The sequence below is a fragment of the Stenotrophomonas sp. GL_111 genome (genome assembly GCF_057835245.1).
This window is the reverse complement of the sequence record NZ_CM174421.1, coordinates 904,843-928,906: the sequence shown is the minus strand read 5'-3', so window position 1 is coordinate 928,906 and position 24,064 is coordinate 904,843. Positions and strand designations below refer to the sequence as shown.

The window sequence follows — 24,064 nt, the reverse complement described above, 5'->3', positions numbered from 1 at the left end:
TCAGGCGGCGAGGATCTTGTTCCACTCCGCCACGCGCTCGGCCTGGGCGGCCAGCACGGCGTCGGTGTCGCCTTCCAGGGTGATCGAATGGATCACGTCGCCCTGCTTGACCGAGTCGACGATGGCCTGGCCGTCCAGCACCTGGCCGAACACGGTGTGCTTGCCATCCAGCCAGTCGGTCTTGATGTGGGTGATGAAGAACTGGCTGCCGTTGGTGGCCGGGCCGGCATTGGCCATCGACAACGAACCGACCTGGTGCTTCACGCCGTTCTTCTCGTCCTCGAACTTGTAGCCCGGGCCGCCGGTGCCCTGGCCCTTGGGGCAACCGCCCTGGATCATGAAGTCGGGGATCACGCGGTGGAAGATCAGGCCGTCATAGAAGCCGCGCTTGACCAGGTTCACGAAGTTGGCGACCGTCAGCGGGGCCTTGTCGGCGAACAGCTCGACCTTGATCGGGCCCTGGGTGGTGTCGAAAGTGGCGATGAGGGACATGCAAATCCTTGGGGTACGGGGGTTTGTCGGTAGTTGCATAGGATACACCCGGGTGGCGCGCGGCGTGCCTCCGACCCCGTTCCTGAATGGGCTCCCGGCCCGGCCCGAACAGCCGTTTTCGCGATTGGTCATGTTGGCCGTATAATGTTGGACTTCTTTTTCCAAATCCGGCGCCGACTGGCCCCCTTTCGCATGTCTATCGAAAATCTTCGCAACATCGCCATCGTCGCCCACGTCGACCACGGTAAGACCACCCTCGTCGACCAGCTGCTCAAGCAGTCCGGCACCCTCTCCGAGCGCACCGTGCTCGCCGAGCGCGTGATGGACAGCAATGATCAGGAAAAGGAACGCGGCATCACCATCCTGGCCAAGAACACGGCCATCACCTGGGAAGACAAGAAGACCGGTATCAAGAACCGGATCAACATTGTCGACACCCCGGGACACGCCGACTTCGGCGGCGAAGTGGAGCGCGTACTGTCGATGGTCGACACCGTGCTGATCCTGGTCGATGCGATGGACGGCCCGATGCCGCAGACCCGCTTCGTCACCCAGAAGGCCTTCGCGATGGGCTTCAAGCCGATCGTGGTGGTCAACAAGGTCGACCGCCCGGGCTCGCGTCCGGAGTGGGTGATCGACCAGGTCTTCGACCTGTTCGACAAGCTCGGCGCCACCAATGAACAGCTCGACTTCCCGATCGTCTACGCCTCGGCCCTGAACGGCTATGCCGGCCTGGAAGACAGCGTGCGCGATGGCGACATGACCCCGCTGTACGAAGCGATCATGCAGCACGCGCCGCGCCCGGAAGTGGACCCGGAAGGCCCGTTCCAGATGCGCATCAGCCAGCTGGACTACAACAATTTCGTCGGCGTGATCGGCATCGGCCGCATCCAGCGCGGCACCCTGAAGAAGGGCATGCAGGTTGCGGTGATCGACCGTGAAGGCAAGAAGCGTAACGGCAAGGTTGCCCAGGTGCTGGGCTTCCTCGGCCTGGAGCGCATCGAGCAGGACACTGCCGAGGCCGGTGACATCGTCGCCATCTCCGGCATCGCCGAGCTGACCATCTCCGACACCCTGTGCCACCCGGACACCCCGGAAGCCCTGCCGGCGCTGACCGTCGACGAGCCGACCATCTCGATGACCTTCCAGGTCAACAACTCGCCGTTCGCCGGCAACAAGGACCTGTCCGGTGGCAAGTTCCTGACCAGCCGCCAGATCAAGGACCGTCTGGACCGCGAGCAGGTCCACAACGTGGCCCTGAAGGTCGAGCAGCTTGAAGACGCCGACAAGTTCCTGGTCTCCGGCCGTGGCGAACTGCACCTGTCGGTGCTGATCGAAAACATGCGTCGTGAAGGCTACGAGCTGGCCGTGTCGCGCCCGGAAGTCATCATCAAGCAGATCGACGGCCAGGCCATGGAGCCGATCGAGCAGCTGGTGGTGGACATCGAAGAGCAGCACCAGGGCGGCGTGATGGAAAAGCTGGGCTCCCGCAAGGGCGCCCTGAAGAACATGGAGCCGGACGGCAAGGGCCGTGTGCGCCTGGAATACCAGATCCCGGCCCGTGGCCTGATCGGCTTCCAGAACGAGTTCAAGACCCTGACCCAGGGTTCGGGCCTGCTGTTCCACGTGTTCGACCATTACGGCCCGAAGGAACAGGGTTCGATCGCCAAGCGTCAGAACGGTGTGATGATCGCCAATGCGCCGGGTGCCACCCCGGCGTACTCCCTGGGGCCGCTGCAGGAACGCGGCAAGCTGTTCGCTGCTGAAGGCGACAACGTGTATGAAGGCCAGCTGGTCGGCATCCACTCCAAGGACAACGACCTGACCGTCAACGCGATCAAGACCAAGCCGCTGACCAACATGCGCGCTTCGGGCAAGGACGATGCGATCCAGCTGACCCCGGCGATCAAGTACTCGCTGGAACAGGCCCTGGACTTCATCGAAGACGACGAGCTGGTCGAAATCACCCCGAAGGAAATCCGCCTGCGCAAGAAGGGGCTGACCGAAAGCGACCGCAAGAAGGCATCGCGCGGCGGCTGATCGGACCTTTGTCGTGACCGACAAGCCCTACAACCCGGATCCGCACAAGCATCCGGGTCTCCATGTGATCGCCTTGCTGGAAGCCAGCAAGGCGGCACTGGCGTTGTTGGCGGCCACCGGACTGGAAATTCTCGGTCCGCAGCCGCTACGCGATTGGGTCAATGCCCTGATCCGGCGTTTCAGTCTGGACCCGGATCACGGCACCCTGCCCTCGCTGCTGAACATGATCAGCCCCGATGCGGTGCACCTGGCCGCCGTGGCCATGCTCGCCTACGGCGTTCTGCATCTGTTTGAAGCCTGGGGCCTGTGGCGCGCCAAGGCCTGGGCCTCCTGGCTGGGCTGCGTCACCGCCGGCATCTACCTGCCGTTCGATATCTACGCCATCATCCGCCACCCTGGCTGGGCCTCGTGGTCGGTGCTGGTGATCAATCTGATCGTGGTCGGCGTGCTCGCCCGCGATATCCGCAAGCGCCACGGCAAGATCCACCCGTCGGCCTGAGTTGCCAAGCGCGGTCCCTGCTGGTTAGCCTGAGCACCGGTTTCCGGAACACCCTGATGCGCCTGACCCTGACTTCGCTGGTGTGCGTCATCACGTTGTCCGGCTGCGCGCCCGCTCCGGCGCCCGTGCATGCCAGTGAGGCACGCGCCGCGTCACCTGCACAGCCCCTGGATACCCCCTTCATCTATGCCGAGACCGACATCGCCGACCTGCAGGCGCAGATGGCGAGCGGCGCGCTGGACAGTGTCACCCTCACCCGTGCCTACCTGCAGCGCATCACGCAGCTCGATCGGGCCGGTCCGCGCCTGAACGCGGTGATCGAACTCAACCCGGATGCACTCAAGGAAGCGGCCGCCCTGGATGCCGAGCGCAAGCGCGGGCAACTGCGCGGGCCGCTGCATGGCATCCCGCTGCTGCTCAAGGACAACATCGGCGCACGGCCGATGAGCAACAGTGCCGGCTCGCTGGCGCTGGCCAAATTCCGCCCGGACGATGCCTACCTGGTCACCCGGCTGCGCGCGGCCGGCGCGCTGATCCTGGGCAAGACCAACCTCAGCGAATGGGCCAATTTCCGCGCCAGCCGCTCAATCTCCGGCTGGAGCGCGCGCGGCGGCCAGACCCGCAACCCGTACCGGCTCAGCCACAACCCCTGCGGCTCCAGCAGCGGCAGTGCCGTGGCGGTGGCCGCCAACCTGGCCGCGGGCGCGGTCGGCACCGAGACCGACGGCAGCATCGTCTGCCCGGCCGCGATCAACGGTGTGGTCGGGCTCAAGCCGACGGTCGGGCTGGTCAGCCGCGAAGGCATCATCCCGATCTCCTTCAGCCAGGACACCGCCGGCCCGATGACCCGCAGCGTCGCCGACGCGGCGGCACTACTGACCGCGATGGCGGGCCGCGACGACGCCGACCCGGCCACGGCGACCATGCCCGGGCGCGCGGTCTACGACTACACCTCGCGATTGAACCTGGACGGCCTGCGCGGCGCCAGGATCGGCGTCCTGCATGGTCCGCTGGAGCAGGTGCCGGGCGTGGCGCCGGCGCTGCAGCACGCGCTGCAGGTGCTCAAGGAGGCCGGTGCGGTAGTGGTACCGGTCGCGCTTCCCACCCAGGGCCAGTGGCAGGATGCCGAACGCATCGTGCTGCTGCACGAGTTCAAGGCCGGCCTGCAGCGTTACTTCGCCACCTACAAGGCGCCGGTGCGCGACCTGGACGAGGTGATCGCGTTCAACCGCGCACACGCCGGCAAGGAAATGCCCCTGTTCGACCAGGACCTGATGGAAACCGCCGCCGCGGTGGGCGGACTGGGGACCCCGGAATACATCAGCGCGCGCAGCGAAGCGCGCCGCCTGGCCGGCCCGGAAGGCATCGATGCGGTGCTGCGGGCCTACCAGCTGGACGCGCTGGTGGGGCCAACCACTGGTACCGCCTGGCCGATCCGCAGCGGTGCGCCGGACGATTTCCCCGGCGAGAGCTACAGCGCCGCCGCGGTAGCCGGCTACCCCAGCCTGACCGTGCCGATGGCCCATGTGGACGGCCTGCCACTGGGCCTGTTGTTCATGGGCACGGCGTGGAGCGAACCACGGCTGATCGAACTGGCCTACGCCTACGAGCAGCGCACGCGTGCGCGCCGTCCGCCGCGCTTCAAGACCGACACCCTGCTGCAGCACACCAGCCCACCGTAAGCACGGCAGGCCACACCGTTAGCGCCCGACCCCTGCTGGCCGGGCGCGACCGGGATCAACCGGCGTAGAGCTGCTGCTTGCGCACGATCGCCATGGCGATCTCCAGCGACTGGTCATAGTTCAGACGCGGATCCACCGAAGAACGGTACGCACGCTCGAGATCGCGCTCGGTCAGCTCGCGTGCGCCGCCGGTGCATTCGGTCACGTCCTCACCGGTCAGCTCCAGGTGCACACCGCCCAGGCGGGTGCCCGCTGCGGCGTGCAGGTCGAAGGACATCTCCACTTCACCGCGCACGTTGTCGAAGCGGCGGGTCTTGTAGCCGTTGCTGGTGCTTTCGGTATTGCCATGCATCGCATCGCACACCCACAGTACGCGGCGACCATCGCGCTTGACCGCGTCCAGCAGCGGCGGCAGCTTCTCGGCGATCTGCGCCGCGCCCATGCGATGGATGAAACTCAGGCGGCCGGGTTCGTCTTCCGGGTTGAGCACATCGATCAGGCGCAGCAGCTGGTCCGGCTGCACCGACGGCCCCACCTTGATCGCGATCGGGTTGCGCACCCCGCGCAGATATTCCACATGCGCGCCATCGAGCGCAGCGGTACGCATGCCGATCCAGGGGTAGTGCGTGCTCAGGTTCAACCAGCCGTGCTGGCGCGGCACCTGCCGGGTCAGCGCCTGCTCGTAGGGCAACAGCAGCGCTTCGTGCGAGGTGTAGAAATCGATCCGGTTGAGGTTGTATACCTGCGAACCGGACAGGGTTTCCATGAAGCGCACCGCATCACCGATCGAGGACACCATCTGCTGGTAGTCGCTGGCCAGCGGCGAGTGGCGCACCCAGTCCAGGTTCCAGTACTCGGGGTGGTGCAGGTCGGCGAAGCCGCCGTCGATCAGCGCCCGCACGAAGTTCATCGTCATCGCCGAATGCGCGTGGGCCTGCAGCATCCGCCGCGGATCGGGCAGGCGCGCCGCTTCGGTGAACTCCGGTGCATTGATGACGTCGCCGCGGTAGCTGGGCAGCGTCACCCCATCGCGGGTTTCGGTATCGGCCGAGCGCGGCTTGGCGTACTGCCCGGCGAAGCGCCCGACCCGGATCACCGGCTTGCGCATGCCGTGCACCATCACCAGGCTCATCTGCAGCAGCACCTTGAGCCGGTTGGAGATGGTGGTGGATTCGCAGTCGCTGAAATTCTCGGCGCAATCGCCGCCCTGCAGCAGGAAGCGCTTGCCTTCCTGGGCGTCGGCCAGCTGCTGCTTGAGCGACAGGATCTCCCAGGAGGTCACCAGCGGCGGCAGCCGCTTGAGCTCATGCAGGGCCGCATCCAGCGCCAGTGGATCGGGATAGGTCGGCATCTGCAGCGCGGTCTTGCCGCGCCAGCTCTCCGGCGACCAGGCAGCGTTGACGGCGGTCGCGGCAGGATCGGCTACAGGCGGGGCGGACAGGCTCATCACGGACTTCCGGGGGTGGGGGTCGGTCATGGTCGCAGAGCGCGCCGCCAAGGCAAAGGGGCTGGCCACCGCGCGCGCCGGCTGAACGGTTGAAAACGGCCGGTGGCATTGACCTGCGTGCGCACACCGCAGGGCGCCCAACAGGCGCATGATTTGTTACGGAGTAACACTTGCCAGGCCGGCCCCCTTCCCCGCCCAGCCCCCGAAGCCCTCCCCCCATGAAGCCATCCCTTCTTGCTAGCGGTATTGTTTGCGCCCTGGCCCTGGCCAGCCTCCCCGCCCTCGCCGCCGCGCCTGCCAGCGCCGCACCGGCCGTCACCGACCTGGACGCGGTCACCGTCAGCGCCCAGCTCGACCAGGCGCGCAATGCGCTGTCGCCGGACATCGGCAGCAGCCAGTACCAGATCACCGCCGAAGACATCCAGAACCAGCCCCTGGGCGCGGCCACGCCGCTGAGCCAGGTGCTGCTGCAGGCCCCCGGCGTGGTCCAGGACTCCTATGGCGGCGTGCACGTCCGCGGCGACCACGCCAACCTGCAGTACCGCCTCAATGGCGTGCTGCTGCCCGAATCGATCTCCGGCTTCGGCCAGACCCTGGATGCGCGCGCGATCAAGAGCATCCGCCTGATGGACGGCGCGCTGCCGGCCCAGTTCGGCGAACGCACCGCGGCCGTGGTCTACATCACCACGCGCAGCGGCGCCGACCTCGGCAACGGTGGCAGCGCCGGCATCACGGCCGGGTCGTTCGGCAAGCTCAACCCGAACGCCTCCTGGTGGGGCAACCAGGGCCGCTGGAGCTGGTATCTCACTGGCAACTACGACCAGAACGCCGTCGGGCTGGAAAACCCCACCAATGCGCGCCGCCCGCTCCACGATGACACCCACCAGGGCAAGGCCTTCGCCGACCTCACCTACCTGGTCAACGAGAACACCCGCCTCAGCGTGTTCGCCGGCTTCGCCAACAACCGCTTCCAGATCCCGGTCAACCCCGGTCAGACGCCGCAGTTCGGCTACCTGGACAGCACCGGTTTCGACTCGACGGCACTGGATGAAACCCAGCGCGAGAACACCCGCTTCGGCATGCTGGTGCTGCAGGGCACGCTGGGCAGCACCGCCTACCAGCTCTCGGCTGGGCAGCGCTACAGCGACCTGGCATTCACTCCGGATATCGCCGGCGATCTGATCTTCAACGGCGTCGCCTCGCAGGTGGAGCGCAGCAACCGCGCCAACACCGTGCAGGCCGACTTCTCCACGCCCCTGGGCGCCGACCACACCCTGCGCTACGGGCTGTACACCAATGCCGAACAGGCCAGGGCCGGTAGCACGGCCTGGGTTTTCCCGGTGGACGCCGATGGCCGACAGAGCAGCACCACGCCGCTGCAGATCGCCGACGCCAGCGCCTTCCACGCCACCACCCTGGCCGCCTACGTGCAGGACGAGTGGCGCATCGGCAACGACTGGACCGTCAACTACGGCCTGCGCGCAGATCGCTACAAGGCCTTCGGCGGCCGCGAGGGCCAGCTCAGCCCGCGCCTGGGCGTGGTCTGGAACGCCACCGACAGCACCACGCTCCATGCCGGCTACTCGCGCTACTTCACCCCGCCGGCCAGCGAGCTGGTCGCCAGCACCGACATCGCCCTTTACGACGGCACCACCAATCAACAATCGGCGATCGGCAGCAATACGCCCCTGTCCGAGCGCAGCGACTATGTCGATGTCGGTGTTTCGCAGCAGGTCGGCCAGCACCTCACGCTGGGCCTGGACGCCTACGATCGCCGGGTCGATCGGCTGCAGGACGAAGGCCAGTTTGGCGCGGCCTACATCTACTCGACCTTCAACTACCGCTACGGGCACATCCACGGCATGGAGTTCAGTGCGGACTACCGCAACGGCCCGCTCAGCGCCTACATCAACGCCGCCTACAACAAGGCATTGGGCAAGCAGGTGATCACCGGCCAGTACAACCTCGATCCGGAGGCGCTGGCCTACGTGCAGGACAACTGGATTCACCTGGACCACGACCAGAAGCTCACCTCTTCGGGCGGTATCAGCTACGCGTTCGCCGGGCATAACCGCTTGGGCGCGAACTACGTGTTCGGCAGCGGCCTGCGTTCGGATATCGAGGGCGTACCCAACGGCGGCGAGCTGCCGTCCTATCTACAGCTCAATCTGAGCGCGGCGCATGACTTCAACGCGGACACTGGCCACCCGCTGCATGCACAGCTGGCCCTGGTCAACGCATTGGATCGCAGCTACCAGCTGCGCGATGGCGGCGGCATCGGCGTGTTCGCCCCGCAATGGGGCCCGCGCCGCGGCGCCTATCTCAGCCTGCAGCAGGACTTCTGAGGATCGATGCGGTCAGCCAGCCACTGGCTGACCGCACAGGGCCACACCTCGATCAGGCGCGACGGCGGCTGCGGAAAGCAGCGAAGACAGCCCAGCCGGCGAGCAGAACGAACCAGACGAGGCTCCACATGGGCATGCTGAGGCCGAGGAAGGTCCAGTCGATGTTGCCGCAGTCGCCGGTGCCGGTCAGCACGGTACGCAGCACTTCGAGCGGGCCCATGGTTTCGCTGAGGAACGCCAGCGGCGGGCCGCAGCTGGAGCCCATGTCCTTGGGCAGCAGTTGCACGTAGACATGGCGCCCGGCGATATAGATGCCCACCGCGGCGGCAGTCAGCGCGAGCAGGCCATAGGTCTTGCGGCCGGCCGCTTCGCGCGGGCCATGCAGGGCACCGATCAGGAACAGCAGGCCCAGCGCGGCGAATGCCAGCCGCTGGAAGATGCACAACGGGCACGGTTCCAGGCCCATCTGCAACTGCAGGAAGATCGCATAGCCGAGCAGCCCGGCGCAGATCACAAACCCCAGCAGGAACTGGGCGCGGAAATTCCAGCGCAGTGGATTCATTGCCAACACTCGTCAAATTCCAGGCCCCAAGATTAACAGGCCACCGCTTGCCTTCGCCGCTCCGGCACGACCGGCTATCGGCTCGGTGGACCAGACAGCCTGTTTGCAGGAGTGCGCTTGCGCACCAACGTCAACGTCCACGGCAGCTATTGCGTGGGCGAGCGAGGTCAGATCTCCCACGTCGACGGTGGGGCAAGCCACGGGTGTTTCGCCGATATCCCCCGTTTCAACGAGGTGCCTGCTCAATGCAGATGGACTCTGAAACCTGGAGCTCTCGATTGCCTGAGAGGACGTCGCACTGGAATTTGAACCCACCGGCGCACCCGGCACCTATCGAGGCGACGGCAATGGTGGGATGGCGGGACCCTGAGCGCCATGGATGGCGCGACGGAGCTTACATGGACGTACTTGCAGCGTGTCCCGCCATCCCACCGTTGCCCTCGCCGCTACAGTGAACGCAAAACCGCCGCCTTTGACGTTGAGTTTGACGTTGACGCCCCAGAAACGGAAAAACCCGGCACAAGGCCGGGTTCTTCACCGAATTACGGGTGTTGCGCGTCGATTAACCTTCGACGGCTTCAGCCACGGCAGCCGGACGATCGACCAGCTCGACGTAGGCCATCGGCGCATTGTCGCCAGCGCGGAAGCCGCACTTCAGCAGACGCAGGTAGCCGCCCGGACGGGTCGCGTAGCGCGGGCCCAGGATGGTGAACAGGTTGCCCACGGCTTCGTTGTCACGCAGACGGGCGAAGGCCAGACGACGGTTGGCGACGGAGTCGACCTTGGCCAGGGTGATCAGCGGCTCGGCGACGCGGCGCAGTTCCTTGGCCTTCGGCAGCGTGGTCTTGATCAGCTCGTGCTTGAACAGCGACGCGGCCATGTTCTTGAACATTGCTTCGCGGTGGGCGCTGGTGCGGTTGAACTTGCGGCCGGACTTCATATGACGCATGGGAATGTTTCCTTGATTGAATGTTGAATCGGTTGGGTATCGCTGTCGCCATCCTGGCGTTGTTGCTTGGACTGCGGTTGGTCCGATGCCGGCCCTCCTGGCCGACCGTCACCGCAGGCTATCGGCCTGTCGGTGCGAGGTCTTGCGGGTGAAGCCCCCGCACCCGAAGGTGCGGGGTCAAGCATCTTGCGTCGTACTGGATCAGCCGAGCATGCCGTGCTGGGCGACACCGGCCGGCGGCCAGTTCTCCAGCTTCATGCCAAGCGAAAGACCGCGCTGTGCGAGGACTTCCTTGATCTCGGTCAGCGACTTCTTGCCGAGGTTCGGGGTCTTGAGCAGTTCCACTTCGGTCTTCTGGATCAGATCGCCGATGTAGTAAATGCTCTCTGCCTTGAGGCAGTTGGCCGAGCGGACGGTCAATTCCAGATCGTCGATCGGGCGCAGCAGCACCGGATCCACGCCGTTGTTGGCCGGCTTGGCAGCACCGCGGTCGCGGTGGGTGAAGTCACCGAAGACCGACAGCTGATCGCTGAGGATATCCGCGGCAGTGCGCACGGCTTCCTCGGCATCGATCGTGCCGTTGGTTTCGATGTCCAGCACGAGCTTGTCCAGATCGGTACGCTGTTCAACGCGGGCCGCTTCCACCGAATAGGCGACGCGACGGACCGGCGAGAACGAGGCGTCCAGGACCAGACGACCGATGGCACGGGTTTCTTCATCCGGACGACGGCGTGCAGCCGCCGGCTGGTAGCCGAAACCACGCTCGATCTTCAAACGCATATTGATTGCCGTGTCCTTGGTCAGGTGGCAAATGATATGGTCGTTGTTGAGGATCTCGACGTTGTGGTCGACCTTGATATCGGCAGCGGTCACGACACCCGGACCCTGCTTGGACAGCGACAGCGTCGCGTTGTCACCCGTGTGCATACGGATGGCCACGTCCTTCAGGTTGAGCAGGACTTCCAGCACGTCTTCCTGCATACCTTCGAGAGTGGTGTACTCGTGCAGCACGCCGTCGATTTCAACTTCCGTGACGGCGAAGCCCGGGATGGACGACAGCAGCACGCGACGCAGGGCATTGCCCAGCGTATGCCCGTAACCACGCTCCAAGGGCTCGATAACGACCTTGGCGCGGGTGTCGGTAAGGCGTTCGATCTGCGGACCACGAGGACGCAGAACCTGGTTGGCGGTAACCGTCATGTTGCGGGTTCTCCTAGTGAATCCCCGGCCGTCGCCGGGGATTCTCCAATGTGAATTACTTCGAATACAACTCGACGATCAGCGCTTCGTTGATATCCGCAGGCAGGTCCGCACGATCCGGAACAGCCTTGAAGATGCCGGCGAACTTGCCGGAATCCACTTCAACCCACGACGGACGCAGGTCGTGCGTGGCAGCAACGGTCAGGGCTTCCTGAACGCGCAGCTGCTTGGCAGCCTTCTCGGACAGAGCAACAGCGTCGCCAGCCTTGACCTGGTACGAAGCCAGATTGACCGACTTGCCGTTCACGGTGACACCGCGGTGCGAGACCAGCTGACGAGCAGCCGGACGGGTCACTGCGAAGCCCATGCGATAGACGACGTTGTCCAGACGGGTTTCCAACAGCTGCAGCAGGTTCTCGCCGGTGTTGCCCTTCTTGGTCGAGGCCTTCTTGTAGTAGTTGCGGAACTGACGCTCCAGCAGACCGTAGATACGCTTGACCTTCTGCTTTTCACGCAGCTGGGTAGCGTAGTCGGACAGCTTGCCCTTACGGGCAGTGGCGCCGTGCTGGCCGGGCTTCTGCTCCAGCTTGCACTTGGAGTCCAGCGCACGCGCCGGGCTCTTGAGGGAAAGGTCGGCGCCTTCGCGGCGGGCGAGCTTACAGGTAGGACCGATATAACGAGCCATTTCTTATCGCTCCTTTAGACGCGACGCTTCTTCGGCGGACGGCACCCGTTGTGCGGGATAGGCGTCACGTCGATGATGTTGGTGATCTTGTAGCCCACGTTGTTCAGCGAGCGCACGGCCGACTCACGACCCGGACCCGGGCCTTTGATTCGGACTTCCAGGGACTTGACGCCGTAGTCAAGCGCGGCGCGGCCGGCTTTCTCGGCAGCCACCTGGGCAGCGAACGGGGTGGACTTACGCGAACCGCGGAAGCCAGCGCCACCGGACGTCGCCCACGACAGAGCATTGCCCTGGCGATCGGTGATGGTCACGATGGTGTTGTTGAAAGAAGCGTGGACGTGGGCGACGCCGTCAGTGACGACGCGCTTGATCTTCTTCTTGGTCTTAGCGACGGGCTTAGCCATTTCTTAGGTCCCTTACTTCCTGATCGCCTTGCGCGGGCCCTTGCGGGTGCGGGCGTTGGTACGGGTGCGCTGACCGCGCAACGGCAAGCCACGACGGTGACGCAGACCGCGGTAGCAGCCCAGGTCCATCAGGCGCTTGATCGCGATGCCGATTTCACGGCGCAGATCGCCTTCCACGATGTACTTGCCGACTTCGAGACGCAGACGCTCGATTTCCGGCTCCGACAGATCGCGGATCTTGGTGGTCGAGGTCACGCCTGCGGCGTCGCAGACCTTCTTCGAACGGGTACGGCCGATGCCGTAAATGCTTTGCAACCCGACCCAGACGTGCTTCTGGGCTGGCAGGTTGACGCCTGCAATACGCGCCATGACGCGATTCTCCAGCTGAGTGATGGCCGACAGCGCACCCAGGGTGCGCCAATCCGGCAGGATGGATCAAAAAGTGAGCCAGCGATACTAACAAGGTTCCGGTTTACTTGGAAGCCCGTGAAACACAAGGTTTCACGAACTCGGCCCAGGGAGTGTGCCCAGGCTCCGGCGCCGGACCAGGTTGACCCCGGAAAAAGGCGCTTTCGTGCCCTTCTCCGGCGTCGCCCGCGCTACTCCAGCGCAGGACGACCCGATCTCACCCCCACCCGGAACCGCTGCGGGGGCCGCCCTTCGTTTGTGTGGCCAGAGTCCGCGAAGCGGAGGACCATCACGTCAGGAAGACGAAAGTGTAACAGGCTTCTCAGCCGCGGGCAAAACCGCCGCGATTGCCGCCCTTCAGGTTGGCCTTTTTCAGCAGGCTCTCGTACTGGTGCGACATCAGGTGCGCCTGGATCTGGGCAATGAAGTCCATCACCACCACCACCACGATCAGCAGCGAGGTGCCGCCGAAGTAGAACGAGGCGCCCAGCTGGGTACGCATGATTTCCGGCAGCAGGCAGACGATCACCAGGTACAGCGAACCGGCGGCCGTCAGGCGGGTCAGCACGGCATCGACGTAGTCAGCGGTGGCCTTGCCCGGACGGATGCCCGGAATCAGCGCGCCCGACTTCTTCAGGTTGTCGGCGGTTTCCTGCGAGTTGAACACCAGCGCGGTATAGAAGAACGCGAAACCGGTGATCAGCGCAGCGAACACGATCATGTGCAGCGGCTCGCCCGGACCCAGCGCGTTGGCCACCTTCTGCAGCCACGTCGCCGAGCTGGCCTGGCCGGACCACATGGCCAGGGTGGTCGGGAATGCCAGGATGCTGGAGGCGAAGATGGCCGGGATCACGCCCGCCATGTTCAGCTTCAGCGGCAGGAACGAGGTCTGGTTCATGTACGCATTGCGGCCACCCTGGCGGCGCGCGTAGTTCACCGTGATCCGACGCTGTCCGCGCTCGACGAACACCACGAAGTAGGTGAAGGCCAGCACCACCAGCACGATCAGCAGCAGCGAGATGAAGCTCATGTTGCCGTCGCGGTAGGCTTCCACGGTGTGGATGACCGCGCCCGGCAGGCCGGCAACGATGCCGGCGAAGATGATCAGCGACACACCGTTGCCGATACCGCGCTCGGTGACCTGCTCGCCAACCCACATCAGGAAAATGGTGCCTGCGGTCAGTGCGACCACGGCGGTGAGCACGAAGCCCATGCCCGGTGCGTAGACGACCGGTGCACCGCTCGGCGAGAGCTGGTTCTGCAGGGCCAGGGCGATACTGCCGCCCTGCACCACCGCCAGCAACACGGCGCCGATACGGGAATATTGGGTGATCTTGCGACGGCCCGACTCACCTTCCTTCTGCATTGCCTTCAATGCCGGGAAGATATGGACCGCCAGCTGCATCACGATGGACGCCGAAATGTACGGCATCACGTTCAGCGCGAAAATGCTGAAACGGTGCAGGGCGCCGCCCGAGAACATGTTGAACATGTCCACGATGCCGCCGCCCTGCGCCTGCATGAGCGCAAGCATGGCATCAGGATTGACGCCCGGCACCGGCACATAACAGCCGATGCGATAGACGATCAATGCCCCGACTACGAACAGCAGTCGCTGGCGAAGTTCCGTGAACTTGCCGAGCCCGCCGCCGAGGTTACCAATGCCAGCTTGCGCCATGTCTTACTCCTGTACGCTGCCGCCGGCAGCTTCGATCGCGGCCTTGGCACTGGCCGTTGCAGCGACGCCCTTCAGGGTGAAGGCCTTGGTCAGGCCGCCCTTCATGACGATCTTGGCTCGCTTTGCGGTGCTCGGGACCAGCTTGGCAGCGCGCAGCGCGGCAAAGTCGATCTCACCGGCTTCCAGACGATCCAGCTGGTAGGACAGCACTTCAGCGGTGTCCTTGGCAATCTTGGAACGGAAACCGACCTTCGGCAGACGACGCTGCATGGGGGTCTGGCCGCCTTCGAAGCCTGCCTTGATCTTGCCGCCACCCTTACGGGCGAAAGAACCCTTGTGGCCGCGGCCGCAGGTCTTGCCCAGGCCGGAGCCGATGCCGCGACCGACGCGGGTACGCTCTTTACGAGCGCCCGGTGCCGGGCTCAGTTCATTGAGACGCATAGTCATTGGATTATTCCTCAACCTTGACGAGGTAGTGGACCTTGTTGATCAGACCGCGAACCTGCGGGCTGTCCTTCAGTTCACGGACATCGTTGAGCTTGCCCAGGCCCAGCGCACGCACCGACAGGCGGTGAAGGGACTGAGCGCCACGCAGGCCGCGAACCAGACGGACCTTGACGGTCTTGTTGGTGTCATTAGCCATGGTTGAGATCCTCCACCTTCTTGCCGCGCTTGGCCGCGATGCGGGCCGGCGACTGCATTTCGCTCAGACCCTTCAACGTGGCGCGAACCAGGTTGATCGGGTTGCGCGAACCGACGGCCTTGGCCAGCACGTTCTTGACGCCAACGGCTTCCAGGACGGCGCGCATGGCACCACCGGCGATCACACCGGTACCTTCGGAGGCCGGCATCATGAACACGCGGGCTGCGCCGTGGCCGGACTTCACCGGGTGCCACAGGGTGCCGTTATTCAGATCGACGTCGGCCAGGTTCTTGCGAGCCTGCTCCATCGACTTCTGGATGGCGACCGGCACTTCGCGTGCCTTGCCGTAGCCGAAACCGACCTTGCCTGCGCCGTCACCGACCACGGTCAGTGCGGTGAAGGTGAACTGACGACCGCCCTTGACGGTCTTGCTGACGCGGTTGACCGCAACCAGCTTCTCGATCATGCCGTCGTCGACTTTCTCTTCGCGGTTACGGTCGCGATCGCGACCCCGCTGCTGACGTTCTTCTGCCATGTTGATTCCTTGATTGATTGGGTATGTACGGCTCGAGGCCGCTTATAGCTGTGAAATGAAGCGGTGAACCGAGCGCCCTTGCAGAAGAAGGACGTCGGCCGGCGTAACCCACGCCGGCAGGCAGGCGGAAGCGGGGACATGCCCCGCTTCCTTATCCCTTAGAACTGCAGGCCGCCTTCGCGGGCTGCATCGGCGAGTGCCTTGATGCGGCCGTGGTAGCGGTAGCCCGAGCGGTCGAAAGCGACCTTCTCGATGCCCGCAGCCTTGGCGCGCTCGGCAACCAGCTTGCCCACCTTGGCGGCGGCGTCGCTGTTCTTGCCATTCTTCAGACCTTCCTTGACGTCGGCCTGGGTGGTGTTGGCAGCAGCCAGCACCTTGGAGCCATCGGCGGTGAAGACCTGGGCGTACAGGTGCTGACCGGTGCGCAGCACCGACAGACGCGGCACGCCGAGAACGCGGATGTGAGCACGGGTCGACTTGGCGCGACGCAGGCGAGCGATGTTCTTGTTCATGATCTTTTTCCTTGGAAAGCTGAGGACCTGAATTAGGCCTTCTTGGCTTCCTTACGAATGATGACTTCGCCGGCGTACTTCACACCCTTGCCCTTGTAGGGCTCCGGCGGACGGAAGCCACGGATCTTGGCGGCCACTTCACCAACGCGCTGCTTGTCGGTGCCCTGGACCAGAACTTCGGTCTGGGTCGGGGTGCTGATGGTGATGCCTTCCGGCGCCACGAACACGACCGGGTGCGAGAAACCGAGCGACAGGCTCAGGTCCTTGCCCTGCATGGCGGCACGGTAGCCGACGCCGACCAGCTCAAGCTTGCGCTCGAAGCCTTCGGTGACGCCGTGGACCATGTTGGCCAGGATCGCGCGCACGGTGCCGGTGAGGGCAGTCAGCGACGGATCGTTGGCGGCCAGGCTGGCAACGCCGTTTTCAACGGTGATTTCAACGCCAGCAACCTTGGGCAGCGACAGGGTGCCCTTCGGGCCCTTCACGCTGACGGATTCCGGCTGGATGTTCAGTTCAACGCCCTTGGGCAGGTTGACCGGCTTCTTGGCTACGCGGGACATAGTTGGTTCCTTCTCGCCTTAGGCCACGAAGCACAGGACTTCGCCGCCGACGCCCAACTGGCGCGCCTGCGCATCAGTCATGATGCCCTTGGAGGTGGAGATGATGGAGATGCCCAGGCCGTTGAGGACCTTCGGCAGCTCAGACTTGCCACGGTACTGGCGCAGGCCCGAACGCGAGAAGCGCTTCAGGGTCTCGATGACCGGCTTGCCTTCGAAATACTTCAGGACGATTTCAAGTTCGGCCTTGTTGTTCTCGATCTTGGTCACGCGCAGGTCGGTGATGTAGCCTTCGGCCTTCAACACTTCTGCGATTGCAACCTTGATCTTGGACGACGGTGCCTTCACCGTCTGCTTGCCAACCGCGGCCGCATTCTTGATGCGTACCAGCAGGTCGGCGATGGGATCAGTCATGCTCATAGTCGATACCTTTGAGTGCACCGATATCCGCTTTCGCGAAAATCTTGCTGTGTTCCTGGGATGGGCCAGAACCCTGTTGCGTGTTGGTCAGCGGACCAACGGTCCGCTCTACACCACCCCTTTCGGGCAGGTGAGAAGCGGAAGTATACGGCAAAAAGAGCCCGACTTGCGCCGGGCTCTCTTATTTGGGGTATGAACCGGTGAAACCGGCCCATCCCCCCTGCCCCACGACGTGAAGACGCGGGACAGGTGAAGGGACGAATCCCTTACCAGCTGGCCTTGCGCAGGCCCGGCACGTCGCCGCGCATGGTGGCTTCACGCAGCTTGTTACGGCCCAGGCCGAACTTGCTGTAGACGCCACGCGGGCGGCCGGACAGTTCGCAGCGGTTGCGGTGGCGGCTCGGCGACGAATCGCGCGGCAGCTTCTGCAACTTGACCACGGCGTCAGCCTTTTCGTCATACGAAGCGGTCGTGCTGGAGATGATCTTCTTCAGCTCTTCACGCTTACCAGCGTACTTGACGGCCAGCTTGGCACGCTTCAGATCGCGGTTGACCATGGAGGTCTTTGCCATTTCGGATTCCTCGACGTATCAGTTACGGAACGGGAACTTGAACGCTGCGAGCAGCGCCTTCGCTTCCGCATCGGTCTTGGCGGTGGTGGTGATGGCGATATCCATGCCGCGGATCGCGTCGACAGCGTCGAAGTCGATTTCCGGGAAGATGATCTGTTCCTTCACGCCCATGTTGAAGTTGCCGCGACCGTCGAAGGAACGACCCGAGACACCACGGAAGTCGCGCACGCGCGGCAACGAGATGTTGATCAGACGATCCATGAACTCGTACATCTTTTCACGACGCAGCGTGGTCTTGCAGCCAATCGGCCAACCATCGCGGATCTTGAACGATGCCACCGAGACGCGGGACTTGGTCACGATCGGCTTCTGACCGGAGACCTTGGCCATGTCGGCGACGGCATTTTCCAGGATCTTCTTGTTGGTCGCCGCTTCGCCGACACCCATGTTCAGGGTGACCTTGACCAGCTTCGGGACCTGCATCGGATTGGTGTAGCCGAACTGCTTCATCAGCGCCGGCACCACTTCTTCCTTGTAGAACTTTTCGAGACGGGTATTCATCAGACCATTCCTCAGGCGTCGAGCGCCTCACCGCTGGAGCGGAACACACGCAGTTTGCGTCCATCCTCCAGCACCTTGAAGCCAACGCGCTCGCCCTTGCCGGAAGCCGGGTTAAGCACATTCACGTTGGAGATATGGATCGACGCTTCACGCTCGACCACGCCGCCGGCAACGCCTGCCTGCGGGTTCGGCTTGGTGTGGCGCTTGACGATGTTCACGTTGGCGACGATCACACGATCGCCGTCGACGCGGACGATTTCGCCCTGCTTGCCCTTGTCCTTGCCGGTGTTGACGACAACCTGGTCGCCCTTCTTGATACGGTTAGCCATGTTTAGGTCCTCCGCTCACAGCACTTCGGGAGCGAGCGAGACGATCTTCATGAACTTCTCCGAACGCAGTTCACGAGTAACCGGTCCAAAGATGCGCGTGCCGATCGGCTCTTGCTTGTTGTTGAGCAGGACAGCGGCATTGCCGTCGAAACGGATCAGCGAGCCATCGGCGCGACGCACACCCTTACGGGTACGCACCACGACGGCGTCATACACTTCACCCTTCTTGACCTTGCCGCGCGGGATTGCATCCTTCACGGTGACCTTGATGATGTCACCGATGTGCGCGTAACGGCGCTTGGAACCACCCAGCACCTTGATGCACATCAGTTCCTTGGCACCGGAGTTGTCCGCGGCGTCGAGGTAGCTCTGCATCTGGATCATGATTCAGATCTCCTTATTCAGCCGCACGCGTGATGACTTCCACCACGCGCCAGTTCTTGGTCTTGGACATCGGAGCAATCTCGGTCACGCGCACGACATCGCCTTCATTGCAGGCGTTGTCGGCGTCGTGTGCGTGGAGCTTGGTCGAACGCTTGATGTACTTGCCGTACAGGGCGTGCTTGACCAGGCGTTCCACCAACACGGTGACCGTCTTGTCCATCTTGTTGCTGACGACACGGCCTTCGACCGTGCGCAGCGCTTTGTTTTCAGTATTGTCGCTCATCGCGGCCATCCTTACTTGGTGCTGCCGAGCAGGGTCTTGACGCGAGCAATCTCGCGGCGGACCCGGCGGGTTTCGTGAGTCTTCGGCAGCTGGCCGGTGACCTGCTGCATACGGAGCGAGAACTGCTCCTTACGCAGGTCGGTCAGGTGGGCCTTCAGATCGTCAGCCGACTTTTCGCGAAGTTGTTTGATATCCATTACATCACCGTCCGGGTCACGAAGGTGGTGGTCACGGAGAGCTTGGCAGCCGCCAGGCGGAACGCCTCGCGAGCCACGTCTTCACCCACACCTTCAATTTCATAGATCATGCGGCCGGGCTGGATCTGGGCGACCCAGTACTCCACGTTGCCCTTACCAGAACCCATTCGGACTTCGATGGGCTTCTTGGTGATCGGCTTGTCGGGGAACACTCGGATCCACATCTTGCCGCCGCGCTTGACGTAGCGGCTGATCGAGCGGCGAGCCGCTTCGATCTGACGCGCGGTCAGCTGACCATGAGCGGTTGCCTTCAGGCCGTATTCGCCGAAGCTGACAGCGTTGGCGCTCCAGCTCAGGCCATCGTTACGGCCCTTGTGTACCTTGCGGTACTTGGTTCGCTTGGGTTGCAACATTGTCGTTACCTCGCTTCACGGGCCGGGCGCTGACGGTCACCACGGTCGCCGCGATCGTTACGATCGTTGCGCGGGGAATCGTCCTGCTTTTCCTGGCCAACCTGGGAGAAATCGAAAACCTCGCCCTTGTAGATCCAGACCTTGATGCCGATGATGCCGTAGGTCGTCTTGGCTTCAGCGAAGCCATAGTCGATGTCGGCACGCAGCGTGTGCAGCGGCACGCGGCCTTCGCGGTACCACTCCGAACGGGCGATTTCTGCACCGTTCAAGCGGCCACCGACGTTGACCTTGATGCCCAGGGCACCCAGACGCATCGCGTTGCCGACCGAGCGCTTCATTGCACGGCGGAACATGATGCGACGCTCCAGCTGCTGCGCGATCGACTCGGCAACCAGCTGTGCGTCCAACTCGGGCTTGCGCACTTCGGTGACGTTGATGTGCGCCGGGACGCCCATCATTTCGCTCACTTCCTTACGCAGCTTCTCGATGTCCTCACCGCGCTTGCCGATCACCACGCCCGGACGGGCGGTGTGGATCGTCACGCGAGCGGTCTTTGCCGGACGCTCGATCAGGATCTTGCTGATGCCGGCCTGCGCGAGCTTCTTGCGCAGCATTTCCCGCACCTTAAGGTCGGCCGCCAGATAACCAGCGAACTCGCCCTTGTTGGCGTACCACTTGGAGTTCCAGTCCTTGGAGATGCCGAGGCGGATACCAATCGGATGAACTTTATGACCCATGGTGTTTTCCTTTCCGCTTACTTGCCGGCGCCCACAACCACAGTGATGTGGCTGGTGCGCTTGAGGATGCGGGTGCCGCGGCCTTTCGCCCGCGCCATGAAACGCTTCAGGGTCGGACCTTCATCTACCATGATGGTCTGTACCTTCAGCTCGTCGACGTCAGCGCCCTGGTTGTTTTCGGCATTTGCGATAGCCGACTCCACCACCTTCTTGATCAGGTGGGCAGCCTTCTTATCCGAAAACTTCAACAGGTTGACCGCACGCTCGGCCGGCAGGCCGCGCACCTGGTCTGCGACCAGGCGGGCTTTCTGCGCAGAGATGCGCGCGGAGCGCAGGATTGCTTTCGCTTCCATTGTCATCTCTCCTTACTTGCCCGACTTCTTGTCACCACCGTGGCCCTTGAAGGTCCGGGTGATGGCAAATTCGCCGAGCTTGTGGCCGACCATGTTCTCGTTGACGAGCACCGGAACGTGGTTCTTACCGTTATGAACGGCGATGGTGATGCCTACCATTTCCGGCAGGATCATCGAACGGCGCGACCAGGTTTTGATCGGCTTCTTGCTACCCGCAGCGGCCTCCACCTTCTTGACGAGGTGGTGATCGACGAACGGGCCCTTCTTGAGTGAACGTGCCATGGTCGATTAGCCCCTACGATCGCGGACGATGAACTGCTGGGTGCGCTTGTTCTTGCGCGTCTTGTAACCCTTGGTCGGGACACCCCACGGGGTGACCGGATGCGGATTACCCTGGCCGGCCTTCGCCTCACCACCACCGTGCGGGTGATCAACCGGGTTCATGGCAGCACCACGAACGGTCGGGCGAACACCGCGCCAGCGCTTGGCGCCAGCCTTGCCCAGCTTTTCCAGGTTGTGCTCGTCGTTACCGACTTCACCGATGGTGGCGCGGCACTCGACCGGCACCTTACGCATTTCACCCGAGCGCAGGCGCAGGGTGGCGTAGATACCTTCACGAGCGACGAGCTGCACGGCGGCGCCGGCGGCACGTGCGATCTGTGCACCCTTGCCCGGCTTCAGCTCGATGCCGTGGACAGTGGTACCGACCGGGATGTTGCGCAGCGGCAGGGTGTTACCGGTCTTGATCGGCGCATCCGAACCCGCGATCACCTGGTCACCGGCCTTCAGGCCCTTCGGTGCGATGATGTAGCGGCGTTCGCCGTCGACGTAGCACAGCAGGGCGATATGGGCGGTGCGGTTCGGATCGTATTCGATGCGTTCCACGCGCGCCGGAATGCCTTCCTTGTTGCGCTTGAAGTCGATAAGACGGTAGTGCTGCTTGTGACCACCACCGATATGACGGGTGGTGATGCGACCGTGGTGGTTACGACCACCGGAATTGCTCTTCGGCTCCAGCAACGCTGCGTGCGGTGCGCCCTTGTGCAGATCGGGCGTAACCACGCGCACGGCCGAACGGCGGCCGGGGGAAGTGGGCTTGAATTTCATCAATGGCATGGGATGTACCTCAGGCCTTGGCCGTTACATCGATGGACTGGCCATCGGCGAGACGCACGTACGCCTTCCGCCAATCGCCGCGGCGGCCGGTGCGGTTACGGAAGGACTTGTTCTTGCCCTTCACGTTCAGCACGTTGACCGCTTCGACCTTGACGTCGAACAGCTGCTCAACCGCGGCCTTTACATCGGCTTTGGTGGCTTCGTTCGAGACTTCGAAGACATACTGGTTGGAATGTTCCTGCAGGCGCGCGGTCTTTTCGGAGACACGCGGGGCACGCAGCACGCTGAAGATTTTTTCGTTGCTGCTCATGCCAGCCACTCCTCGACCTTCTTGACCGCGTCAGCGGTGATGACGACCGTGTCGGCACCGACCAGCGACACCGGGTCCAGACCCTGGACGTCACGCACTTCCACGTAGGGAATGTTGCGTGCCGACAGGTACAGGTGCTCGGAAGCCTCTTCGGTGACGATCAGCGGGCGCTTGCCCACTTCCAGGCCGGCCAGCTTGGCGATCAGCGCCTTCGTGTTGGTCGCTTCGACATCGAAGGACTCCACGATGGTCAGACGGCCTTGACGGTTCAGCTCGGACAGGATCGCGCACATGGCGGCACGGTACTGCTTGCGGTTGACCTTCTGCTCGAAGCTGCGCGGCTTGGCCGCGAAGGTGACACCACCGCCGACGAAGATCGGAGCCGTCAGTGCGCCATGACGCGCGCCGCCGCCCTTCTGCTTCTTCGACTTCTTGGTGGTACCAGCCACTTCAGAACGAGTCTTCTGTGCCTTGGTGCCGGCGCGACCGGCGTTGCGGTAAGCAACGACGACCTGGTGAACCAGATCTTCGCTGAAATCGCGACCGAACACGGCATCGGAGACCGAGACCTTGTTGTTGCTACCCGTGATAACGAGTTCCATCGTCATCTCTCCTTATGCCTTGCTAGCCGGACGAACGATCACATCGCCACCCGCTGCGCCCGGAACGGCACCACGGATTGCGATCAGACCACGCTCGACATCGACCTTCACCACTTCAAGGTTCTGGGTGCTCTGCTGCACCGAACCCATGTGGCCGGACATCTTCTTACCCGGGAAAACGCGACCCGGGGTCTGGCGCTGGCCCAAGGAACCCGGCGCGCGATGCGACAGCGAGTTACCGTGGGTTGCATCGCCCATACGGAAGTTGTAGCGCTTGATGGTGCCCTGGAAGCCCTTACCCTTGGTGACACCCTGGACGTCGACCTTCTGGCCAACTTCAAAGATGTCCGCCTTGACTTCGCCACCGACGGCGAATTCGCCGAGCTGGGCGTCTTCAACGCGGAATTCCCACAGGCCACGGCCGGCTTCAACCTTCGCCTTGGCGAAGTGACCGGATTCGGGCTTGTTGACCAGGGCAGCGCGACGCGCGCCGACAGTCACCTGCACGGCGCTGTAGCCGTCAGCTTCGACGGTCTTGATCTGCGCGATGCGGTTCGGGGTAGCTTCAATCAGGGTCACCGGGATGGCCTGGCCATCTTCGGTGAACACGCGGCTCATGCCAGCCTTGCGGCCCACGAAGCCCAACGAATATTTCTTCGTCATGGTCGTAGTCCTCAGGTCAGCTTGATCTGAACGTCGACGCCGGCAGCCAGTTCGAGCTTCATCAGCGCGTCCACGGTCTTGTCGTTCGGGTCAACGATATCGAGCACGCGCTTATGCGTGCGGGTCTCGTACTGGTCACGCGCGTCTTTGTCGACGTGCGGGGAGACGAGAATGGTGTAACGCTCGATCTTGGTCGGCAGGGGGATCGGGCCACGCACTTGCGCGCCGGTCCGCTTTGCCGTTTCTACGATCTCGCTGGCCGAACGGTCGATCAAACGATGATCGAACGCCTTCAGCCGAATCCGGATCTTTTGGTCCGCCATGACGGTGGGTTCCTTCGTTAAAAGAGCGACGGACAAGGCCTCTGGGTTGCCTTGTCCCATGAATATCCTGAATGCAGACGCCGCACATTCCCGTGCGGCGACAAGATCTTTCCGTAGACCTCAAAAATCGAGGCAGACCGGTCTCCCGATCTGCCCAGACAAA

General features: G+C 63.5%; 34 protein-coding genes. 4 read left to right on the top strand and 30 right to left on the bottom strand.

Translation table 11 applies throughout. The annotated features are described in order from the left end of the window. Complete coding sequence (locus tag AC3IPM_RS04175; RefSeq protein ID WP_489302673.1) at positions 1-492, bottom strand: peptidylprolyl isomerase; 492 nt, start codon at positions 490-492, stop codon at positions 1-3. 192 nt (positions 493-684) lie between these two features. Here AC3IPM_RS04175 and typA point away from each other — a divergent pair, with 192 nt between their 5' ends. From typA to AC3IPM_RS04160, 3 genes are read left to right on the top strand one after another with little or no spacing between them, the layout of a single operon-like run. Continuing rightward, complete coding sequence (typA, locus tag AC3IPM_RS04170; RefSeq protein WP_489302672.1) at positions 685-2,532, top strand: translational GTPase TypA; 1,848 nt, start codon at positions 685-687, stop codon at positions 2,530-2,532. A gap of 13 nt (positions 2,533-2,545) precedes the next feature. Then, on the top strand, positions 2,546-3,031 hold the full coding sequence (locus tag AC3IPM_RS04165; protein WP_489302670.1) for a DUF2127 domain-containing protein: 486 nt from the start codon (positions 2,546-2,548) through the stop codon (positions 3,029-3,031). 56 nt (positions 3,032-3,087) lie between these two features. Continuing rightward, positions 3,088-4,713 carry an amidase gene (locus AC3IPM_RS04160; protein ID WP_489302669.1) on the top strand — a complete coding sequence of 542 codons (1,626 nt, stop codon included), beginning with the start codon at positions 3,088-3,090 and terminating at the stop codon, positions 4,711-4,713. A gap of 55 nt (positions 4,714-4,768) precedes the next feature. Here the strand turns inward: AC3IPM_RS04160 and AC3IPM_RS04155 are convergent, their stop codons facing one another. Next, positions 4,769-6,160 (bottom strand): class II 3-deoxy-7-phosphoheptulonate synthase, encoded by a 1,392-nt coding sequence (locus tag AC3IPM_RS04155; protein WP_489302668.1) that lies wholly within the window; start codon positions 6,158-6,160, stop codon positions 4,769-4,771. Positions 6,161-6,378: 218 nt separating this feature from the next. Between AC3IPM_RS04155 and AC3IPM_RS04150 the strand changes: the two genes are divergently transcribed. After that, complete coding sequence (locus AC3IPM_RS04150) at positions 6,379-8,505, top strand: TonB-dependent receptor plug domain-containing protein (RefSeq protein WP_489302667.1); 2,127 nt, start codon at positions 6,379-6,381, stop codon at positions 8,503-8,505. 52 nt (positions 8,506-8,557) lie between these two features. On the opposite strand, the gene AC3IPM_RS04145 is transcribed toward AC3IPM_RS04150, so the two are convergent. The 28 genes from AC3IPM_RS04145 to rpsJ form a co-directional block, all read right to left on the bottom strand. Continuing rightward, positions 8,558-9,067, bottom strand: a complete 510-nt coding sequence (locus tag AC3IPM_RS04145) for a disulfide bond formation protein B (RefSeq protein WP_489302665.1) — start codon at positions 9,065-9,067, stop codon at positions 8,558-8,560. Between the two features lie 562 nt (positions 9,068-9,629). Then, positions 9,630-10,016: a 50S ribosomal protein L17 gene (gene rplQ / locus AC3IPM_RS04140; RefSeq protein ID WP_489302663.1), complete on the bottom strand. Its 387-nt coding sequence runs from the start codon at positions 10,014-10,016 to the stop codon at positions 9,630-9,632. Positions 10,017-10,217: 201 nt separating this feature from the next. After that, complete coding sequence (locus tag AC3IPM_RS04135; protein ID WP_489302662.1) at positions 10,218-11,216, bottom strand: DNA-directed RNA polymerase subunit alpha; 999 nt, start codon at positions 11,214-11,216, stop codon at positions 10,218-10,220. A 55-nt stretch (positions 11,217-11,271) separates the two neighbouring features. Next, on the bottom strand, positions 11,272-11,901 hold the full coding sequence (gene rpsD / locus AC3IPM_RS04130) for a 30S ribosomal protein S4 (RefSeq protein ID WP_332809126.1): 630 nt from the start codon (positions 11,899-11,901) through the stop codon (positions 11,272-11,274). Positions 11,902-11,915: 14 nt separating this feature from the next. Beyond that, positions 11,916-12,305, bottom strand: a complete 390-nt coding sequence (gene rpsK, locus AC3IPM_RS04125; protein ID WP_017355427.1) for a 30S ribosomal protein S11 — start codon at positions 12,303-12,305, stop codon at positions 11,916-11,918. A 12-nt stretch (positions 12,306-12,317) separates the two neighbouring features. Beyond that, positions 12,318-12,674 carry a 30S ribosomal protein S13 gene (gene rpsM / locus AC3IPM_RS04120; protein ID WP_019186163.1) on the bottom strand — a complete coding sequence of 119 codons (357 nt, stop codon included), beginning with the start codon at positions 12,672-12,674 and terminating at the stop codon, positions 12,318-12,320. A gap of 361 nt (positions 12,675-13,035) precedes the next feature. Next, positions 13,036-14,391, bottom strand: coding sequence for a preprotein translocase subunit SecY (secY, locus tag AC3IPM_RS04115; RefSeq protein ID WP_489302660.1), 1,356 nt, complete (start codon positions 14,389-14,391; stop codon positions 13,036-13,038). 3 nt (positions 14,392-14,394) lie between these two features. Beyond that, positions 14,395-14,838, bottom strand: a complete 444-nt coding sequence (gene rplO / locus AC3IPM_RS04110) for a 50S ribosomal protein L15 (protein WP_489302656.1) — start codon at positions 14,836-14,838, stop codon at positions 14,395-14,397. A gap of 4 nt (positions 14,839-14,842) precedes the next feature. Further along, the gene (rpmD, locus tag AC3IPM_RS04105; protein WP_489302655.1) at positions 14,843-15,034 is read right to left on the bottom strand and encodes a 50S ribosomal protein L30; all 192 of its coding nucleotides are present in this window, start codon (positions 15,032-15,034) and stop codon (positions 14,843-14,845) included. Next, positions 15,027-15,569 carry a 30S ribosomal protein S5 gene (gene rpsE, locus AC3IPM_RS04100; RefSeq protein ID WP_038690276.1) on the bottom strand — a complete coding sequence of 181 codons (543 nt, stop codon included), beginning with the start codon at positions 15,567-15,569 and terminating at the stop codon, positions 15,027-15,029. Before rpsE ends, rpmD begins: the two co-directional genes overlap by 8 nt. A 158-nt stretch (positions 15,570-15,727) precedes the next feature. Next, positions 15,728-16,081 (bottom strand): 50S ribosomal protein L18, encoded by a 354-nt coding sequence (gene rplR / locus AC3IPM_RS04095; protein ID WP_019186158.1) that lies wholly within the window; start codon positions 16,079-16,081, stop codon positions 15,728-15,730. Positions 16,082-16,113: 32 nt separating this feature from the next. Further along, the gene (gene rplF / locus AC3IPM_RS04090) at positions 16,114-16,641 is read right to left on the bottom strand and encodes a 50S ribosomal protein L6 (RefSeq protein ID WP_489302654.1); all 528 of its coding nucleotides are present in this window, start codon (positions 16,639-16,641) and stop codon (positions 16,114-16,116) included. An 18-nt stretch (positions 16,642-16,659) separates the two neighbouring features. Next, positions 16,660-17,058: a 30S ribosomal protein S8 gene (rpsH, locus tag AC3IPM_RS04085; protein ID WP_019186156.1), complete on the bottom strand. Its 399-nt coding sequence runs from the start codon at positions 17,056-17,058 to the stop codon at positions 16,660-16,662. Positions 17,059-17,324: 266 nt separating this feature from the next. After that, complete coding sequence (gene rpsN, locus AC3IPM_RS04080) at positions 17,325-17,630, bottom strand: 30S ribosomal protein S14 (protein WP_481474656.1); 306 nt, start codon at positions 17,628-17,630, stop codon at positions 17,325-17,327. 18 nt (positions 17,631-17,648) lie between these two features. Next, entirely contained in the window at positions 17,649-18,191 is a 543-nt protein-coding gene (gene rplE, locus AC3IPM_RS04075) for a 50S ribosomal protein L5 (protein ID WP_176990876.1), read from the bottom strand. Between the two features lie 11 nt (positions 18,192-18,202). Beyond that, on the bottom strand, positions 18,203-18,520 hold the full coding sequence (rplX, locus tag AC3IPM_RS04070; protein ID WP_228886387.1) for a 50S ribosomal protein L24: 318 nt from the start codon (positions 18,518-18,520) through the stop codon (positions 18,203-18,205). Positions 18,521-18,535: 15 nt separating this feature from the next. After that, on the bottom strand, positions 18,536-18,904 hold the full coding sequence (gene rplN, locus AC3IPM_RS04065) for a 50S ribosomal protein L14 (protein ID WP_019186153.1): 369 nt from the start codon (positions 18,902-18,904) through the stop codon (positions 18,536-18,538). Positions 18,905-18,917: 13 nt separating this feature from the next. Then, positions 18,918-19,187: a 30S ribosomal protein S17 gene (gene rpsQ, locus AC3IPM_RS04060; protein WP_038692463.1), complete on the bottom strand. Its 270-nt coding sequence runs from the start codon at positions 19,185-19,187 to the stop codon at positions 18,918-18,920. An 11-nt stretch (positions 19,188-19,198) separates the two neighbouring features. Further along, positions 19,199-19,384 carry a 50S ribosomal protein L29 gene (gene rpmC, locus AC3IPM_RS04055; RefSeq protein WP_017355413.1) on the bottom strand — a complete coding sequence of 62 codons (186 nt, stop codon included), beginning with the start codon at positions 19,382-19,384 and terminating at the stop codon, positions 19,199-19,201. Continuing rightward, the gene (gene rplP / locus AC3IPM_RS04050; protein ID WP_068849463.1) at positions 19,384-19,797 is read right to left on the bottom strand and encodes a 50S ribosomal protein L16; all 414 of its coding nucleotides are present in this window, start codon (positions 19,795-19,797) and stop codon (positions 19,384-19,386) included. The genes rpmC and rplP overlap by 1 nt, the downstream gene beginning before the upstream one ends. Before the next feature lie 5 nt (positions 19,798-19,802). Then, positions 19,803-20,534: a 30S ribosomal protein S3 gene (gene rpsC / locus AC3IPM_RS04045; RefSeq protein ID WP_038690288.1), complete on the bottom strand. Its 732-nt coding sequence runs from the start codon at positions 20,532-20,534 to the stop codon at positions 19,803-19,805. 17 nt (positions 20,535-20,551) lie between these two features. Further along, entirely contained in the window at positions 20,552-20,887 is a 336-nt protein-coding gene (gene rplV / locus AC3IPM_RS04040; protein WP_017355410.1) for a 50S ribosomal protein L22, read from the bottom strand. 12 nt (positions 20,888-20,899) lie between these two features. Continuing rightward, complete coding sequence (gene rpsS / locus AC3IPM_RS04035; protein WP_017355409.1) at positions 20,900-21,169, bottom strand: 30S ribosomal protein S19; 270 nt, start codon at positions 21,167-21,169, stop codon at positions 20,900-20,902. Positions 21,170-21,175: 6 nt separating this feature from the next. Further along, a complete protein-coding gene (rplB, locus tag AC3IPM_RS04030; RefSeq protein ID WP_489302653.1) occupies positions 21,176-22,003 on the bottom strand; it encodes a 50S ribosomal protein L2 in 828 nt (275 codons plus the stop codon). A 10-nt stretch (positions 22,004-22,013) separates the two neighbouring features. Beyond that, a complete protein-coding gene (gene rplW / locus AC3IPM_RS04025; protein ID WP_489294184.1) occupies positions 22,014-22,313 on the bottom strand; it encodes a 50S ribosomal protein L23 in 300 nt (99 codons plus the stop codon). After that, a complete protein-coding gene (rplD, locus tag AC3IPM_RS04020; protein WP_025879302.1) occupies positions 22,310-22,915 on the bottom strand; it encodes a 50S ribosomal protein L4 in 606 nt (201 codons plus the stop codon). The genes rplW and rplD overlap by 4 nt, the downstream gene beginning before the upstream one ends. A 12-nt stretch (positions 22,916-22,927) precedes the next feature. Continuing rightward, positions 22,928-23,578, bottom strand: a complete 651-nt coding sequence (gene rplC / locus AC3IPM_RS04015; protein ID WP_489302652.1) for a 50S ribosomal protein L3 — start codon at positions 23,576-23,578, stop codon at positions 22,928-22,930. 11 nt (positions 23,579-23,589) lie between these two features. Continuing rightward, the gene (gene rpsJ / locus AC3IPM_RS04010; RefSeq protein WP_010341589.1) at positions 23,590-23,901 is read right to left on the bottom strand and encodes a 30S ribosomal protein S10; all 312 of its coding nucleotides are present in this window, start codon (positions 23,899-23,901) and stop codon (positions 23,590-23,592) included. Between the last annotated feature and the right edge of the window lie 163 nt (positions 23,902-24,064).

What these genes read in the sequence shown, in the direction of transcription:
- AC3IPM_RS04175 (WP_489302673.1), bottom strand. Translation starts at nt 492, where the DNA reads ATGTCCCTCATCGCCACTTTCGACACCACCCAGGGCCCGATCAAGGTC.
- typA (WP_489302672.1), top strand. Translation starts at nt 685, where the DNA reads ATGTCTATCGAAAATCTTCGCAACATCGCCATCGTCGCCCACGTCGAC.
- AC3IPM_RS04160 (WP_489302669.1), top strand. Translation starts at nt 3,088, where the DNA reads ATGCGCCTGACCCTGACTTCGCTGGTGTGCGTCATCACGTTGTCCGGC.
- AC3IPM_RS04155 (WP_489302668.1), bottom strand. Translation starts at nt 6,160, where the DNA reads ATGAGCCTGTCCGCCCCGCCTGTAGCCGATCCTGCCGCGACCGCCGTC.
- AC3IPM_RS04150 (WP_489302667.1), top strand. Translation starts at nt 6,379, where the DNA reads ATGAAGCCATCCCTTCTTGCTAGCGGTATTGTTTGCGCCCTGGCCCTG.
- AC3IPM_RS04145 (WP_489302665.1), bottom strand. Translation starts at nt 9,067, where the DNA reads ATGAATCCACTGCGCTGGAATTTCCGCGCCCAGTTCCTGCTGGGGTTT.
- rplQ (WP_489302663.1), bottom strand. Translation starts at nt 10,016, where the DNA reads ATGCGTCATATGAAGTCCGGCCGCAAGTTCAACCGCACCAGCGCCCAC.
- AC3IPM_RS04135 (WP_489302662.1), bottom strand. Translation starts at nt 11,216, where the DNA reads ATGACGGTTACCGCCAACCAGGTTCTGCGTCCTCGTGGTCCGCAGATC.
- rpsD (WP_332809126.1), bottom strand. Translation starts at nt 11,901, where the DNA reads ATGGCTCGTTATATCGGTCCTACCTGTAAGCTCGCCCGCCGCGAAGGC.
- rpsK (WP_017355427.1), bottom strand. Translation starts at nt 12,305, where the DNA reads ATGGCTAAGCCCGTCGCTAAGACCAAGAAGAAGATCAAGCGCGTCGTC.
- rpsM (WP_019186163.1), bottom strand. Translation starts at nt 12,674, where the DNA reads ATGGCGCGTATTGCAGGCGTCAACCTGCCAGCCCAGAAGCACGTCTGG.
- secY (WP_489302660.1), bottom strand. Translation starts at nt 14,391, where the DNA reads ATGGCGCAAGCTGGCATTGGTAACCTCGGCGGCGGGCTCGGCAAGTTC.
- rplO (WP_489302656.1), bottom strand. Translation starts at nt 14,838, where the DNA reads ATGACTATGCGTCTCAATGAACTGAGCCCGGCACCGGGCGCTCGTAAA.
- rpmD (WP_489302655.1), bottom strand. Translation starts at nt 15,034, where the DNA reads ATGGCTAATGACACCAACAAGACCGTCAAGGTCCGTCTGGTTCGCGGC.
- rpsE (WP_038690276.1), bottom strand. Translation starts at nt 15,569, where the DNA reads ATGGCAGAAGAACGTCAGCAGCGGGGTCGCGATCGCGACCGTAACCGC.
- rplR (WP_019186158.1), bottom strand. Translation starts at nt 16,081, where the DNA reads ATGAACAAGAACATCGCTCGCCTGCGTCGCGCCAAGTCGACCCGTGCT.
- rplF (WP_489302654.1), bottom strand. Translation starts at nt 16,641, where the DNA reads ATGTCCCGCGTAGCCAAGAAGCCGGTCAACCTGCCCAAGGGCGTTGAA.
- rpsH (WP_019186156.1), bottom strand. Translation starts at nt 17,058, where the DNA reads ATGAGCATGACTGATCCCATCGCCGACCTGCTGGTACGCATCAAGAAT.
- rpsN (WP_481474656.1), bottom strand. Translation starts at nt 17,630, where the DNA reads ATGGCAAAGACCTCCATGGTCAACCGCGATCTGAAGCGTGCCAAGCTG.
- rplE (WP_176990876.1), bottom strand. Translation starts at nt 18,191, where the DNA reads ATGAATACCCGTCTCGAAAAGTTCTACAAGGAAGAAGTGGTGCCGGCG.
- rplX (WP_228886387.1), bottom strand. Translation starts at nt 18,520, where the DNA reads ATGGCTAACCGTATCAAGAAGGGCGACCAGGTTGTCGTCAACACCGGC.
- rplN (WP_019186153.1), bottom strand. Translation starts at nt 18,904, where the DNA reads ATGATCCAGATGCAGAGCTACCTCGACGCCGCGGACAACTCCGGTGCC.
- rpsQ (WP_038692463.1), bottom strand. Translation starts at nt 19,187, where the DNA reads ATGAGCGACAATACTGAAAACAAAGCGCTGCGCACGGTCGAAGGCCGT.
- rpmC (WP_017355413.1), bottom strand. Translation starts at nt 19,384, where the DNA reads ATGGATATCAAACAACTTCGCGAAAAGTCGGCTGACGATCTGAAGGCC.
- rplP (WP_068849463.1), bottom strand. Translation starts at nt 19,797, where the DNA reads ATGTTGCAACCCAAGCGAACCAAGTACCGCAAGGTACACAAGGGCCGT.
- rpsC (WP_038690288.1), bottom strand. Translation starts at nt 20,534, where the DNA reads ATGGGTCATAAAGTTCATCCGATTGGTATCCGCCTCGGCATCTCCAAG.
- rplV (WP_017355410.1), bottom strand. Translation starts at nt 20,887, where the DNA reads ATGGAAGCGAAAGCAATCCTGCGCTCCGCGCGCATCTCTGCGCAGAAA.
- rpsS (WP_017355409.1), bottom strand. Translation starts at nt 21,169, where the DNA reads ATGGCACGTTCACTCAAGAAGGGCCCGTTCGTCGATCACCACCTCGTC.
- rplB (WP_489302653.1), bottom strand. Translation starts at nt 22,003, where the DNA reads ATGCCATTGATGAAATTCAAGCCCACTTCCCCCGGCCGCCGTTCGGCC.
- rplW (WP_489294184.1), bottom strand. Translation starts at nt 22,313, where the DNA reads ATGAGCAGCAACGAAAAAATCTTCAGCGTGCTGCGTGCCCCGCGTGTC.
- rplD (WP_025879302.1), bottom strand. Translation starts at nt 22,915, where the DNA reads ATGGAACTCGTTATCACGGGTAGCAACAACAAGGTCTCGGTCTCCGAT.
- rplC (WP_489302652.1), bottom strand. Translation starts at nt 23,578, where the DNA reads ATGACGAAGAAATATTCGTTGGGCTTCGTGGGCCGCAAGGCTGGCATG.
- rpsJ (WP_010341589.1), bottom strand. Translation starts at nt 23,901, where the DNA reads ATGGCGGACCAAAAGATCCGGATTCGGCTGAAGGCGTTCGATCATCGT.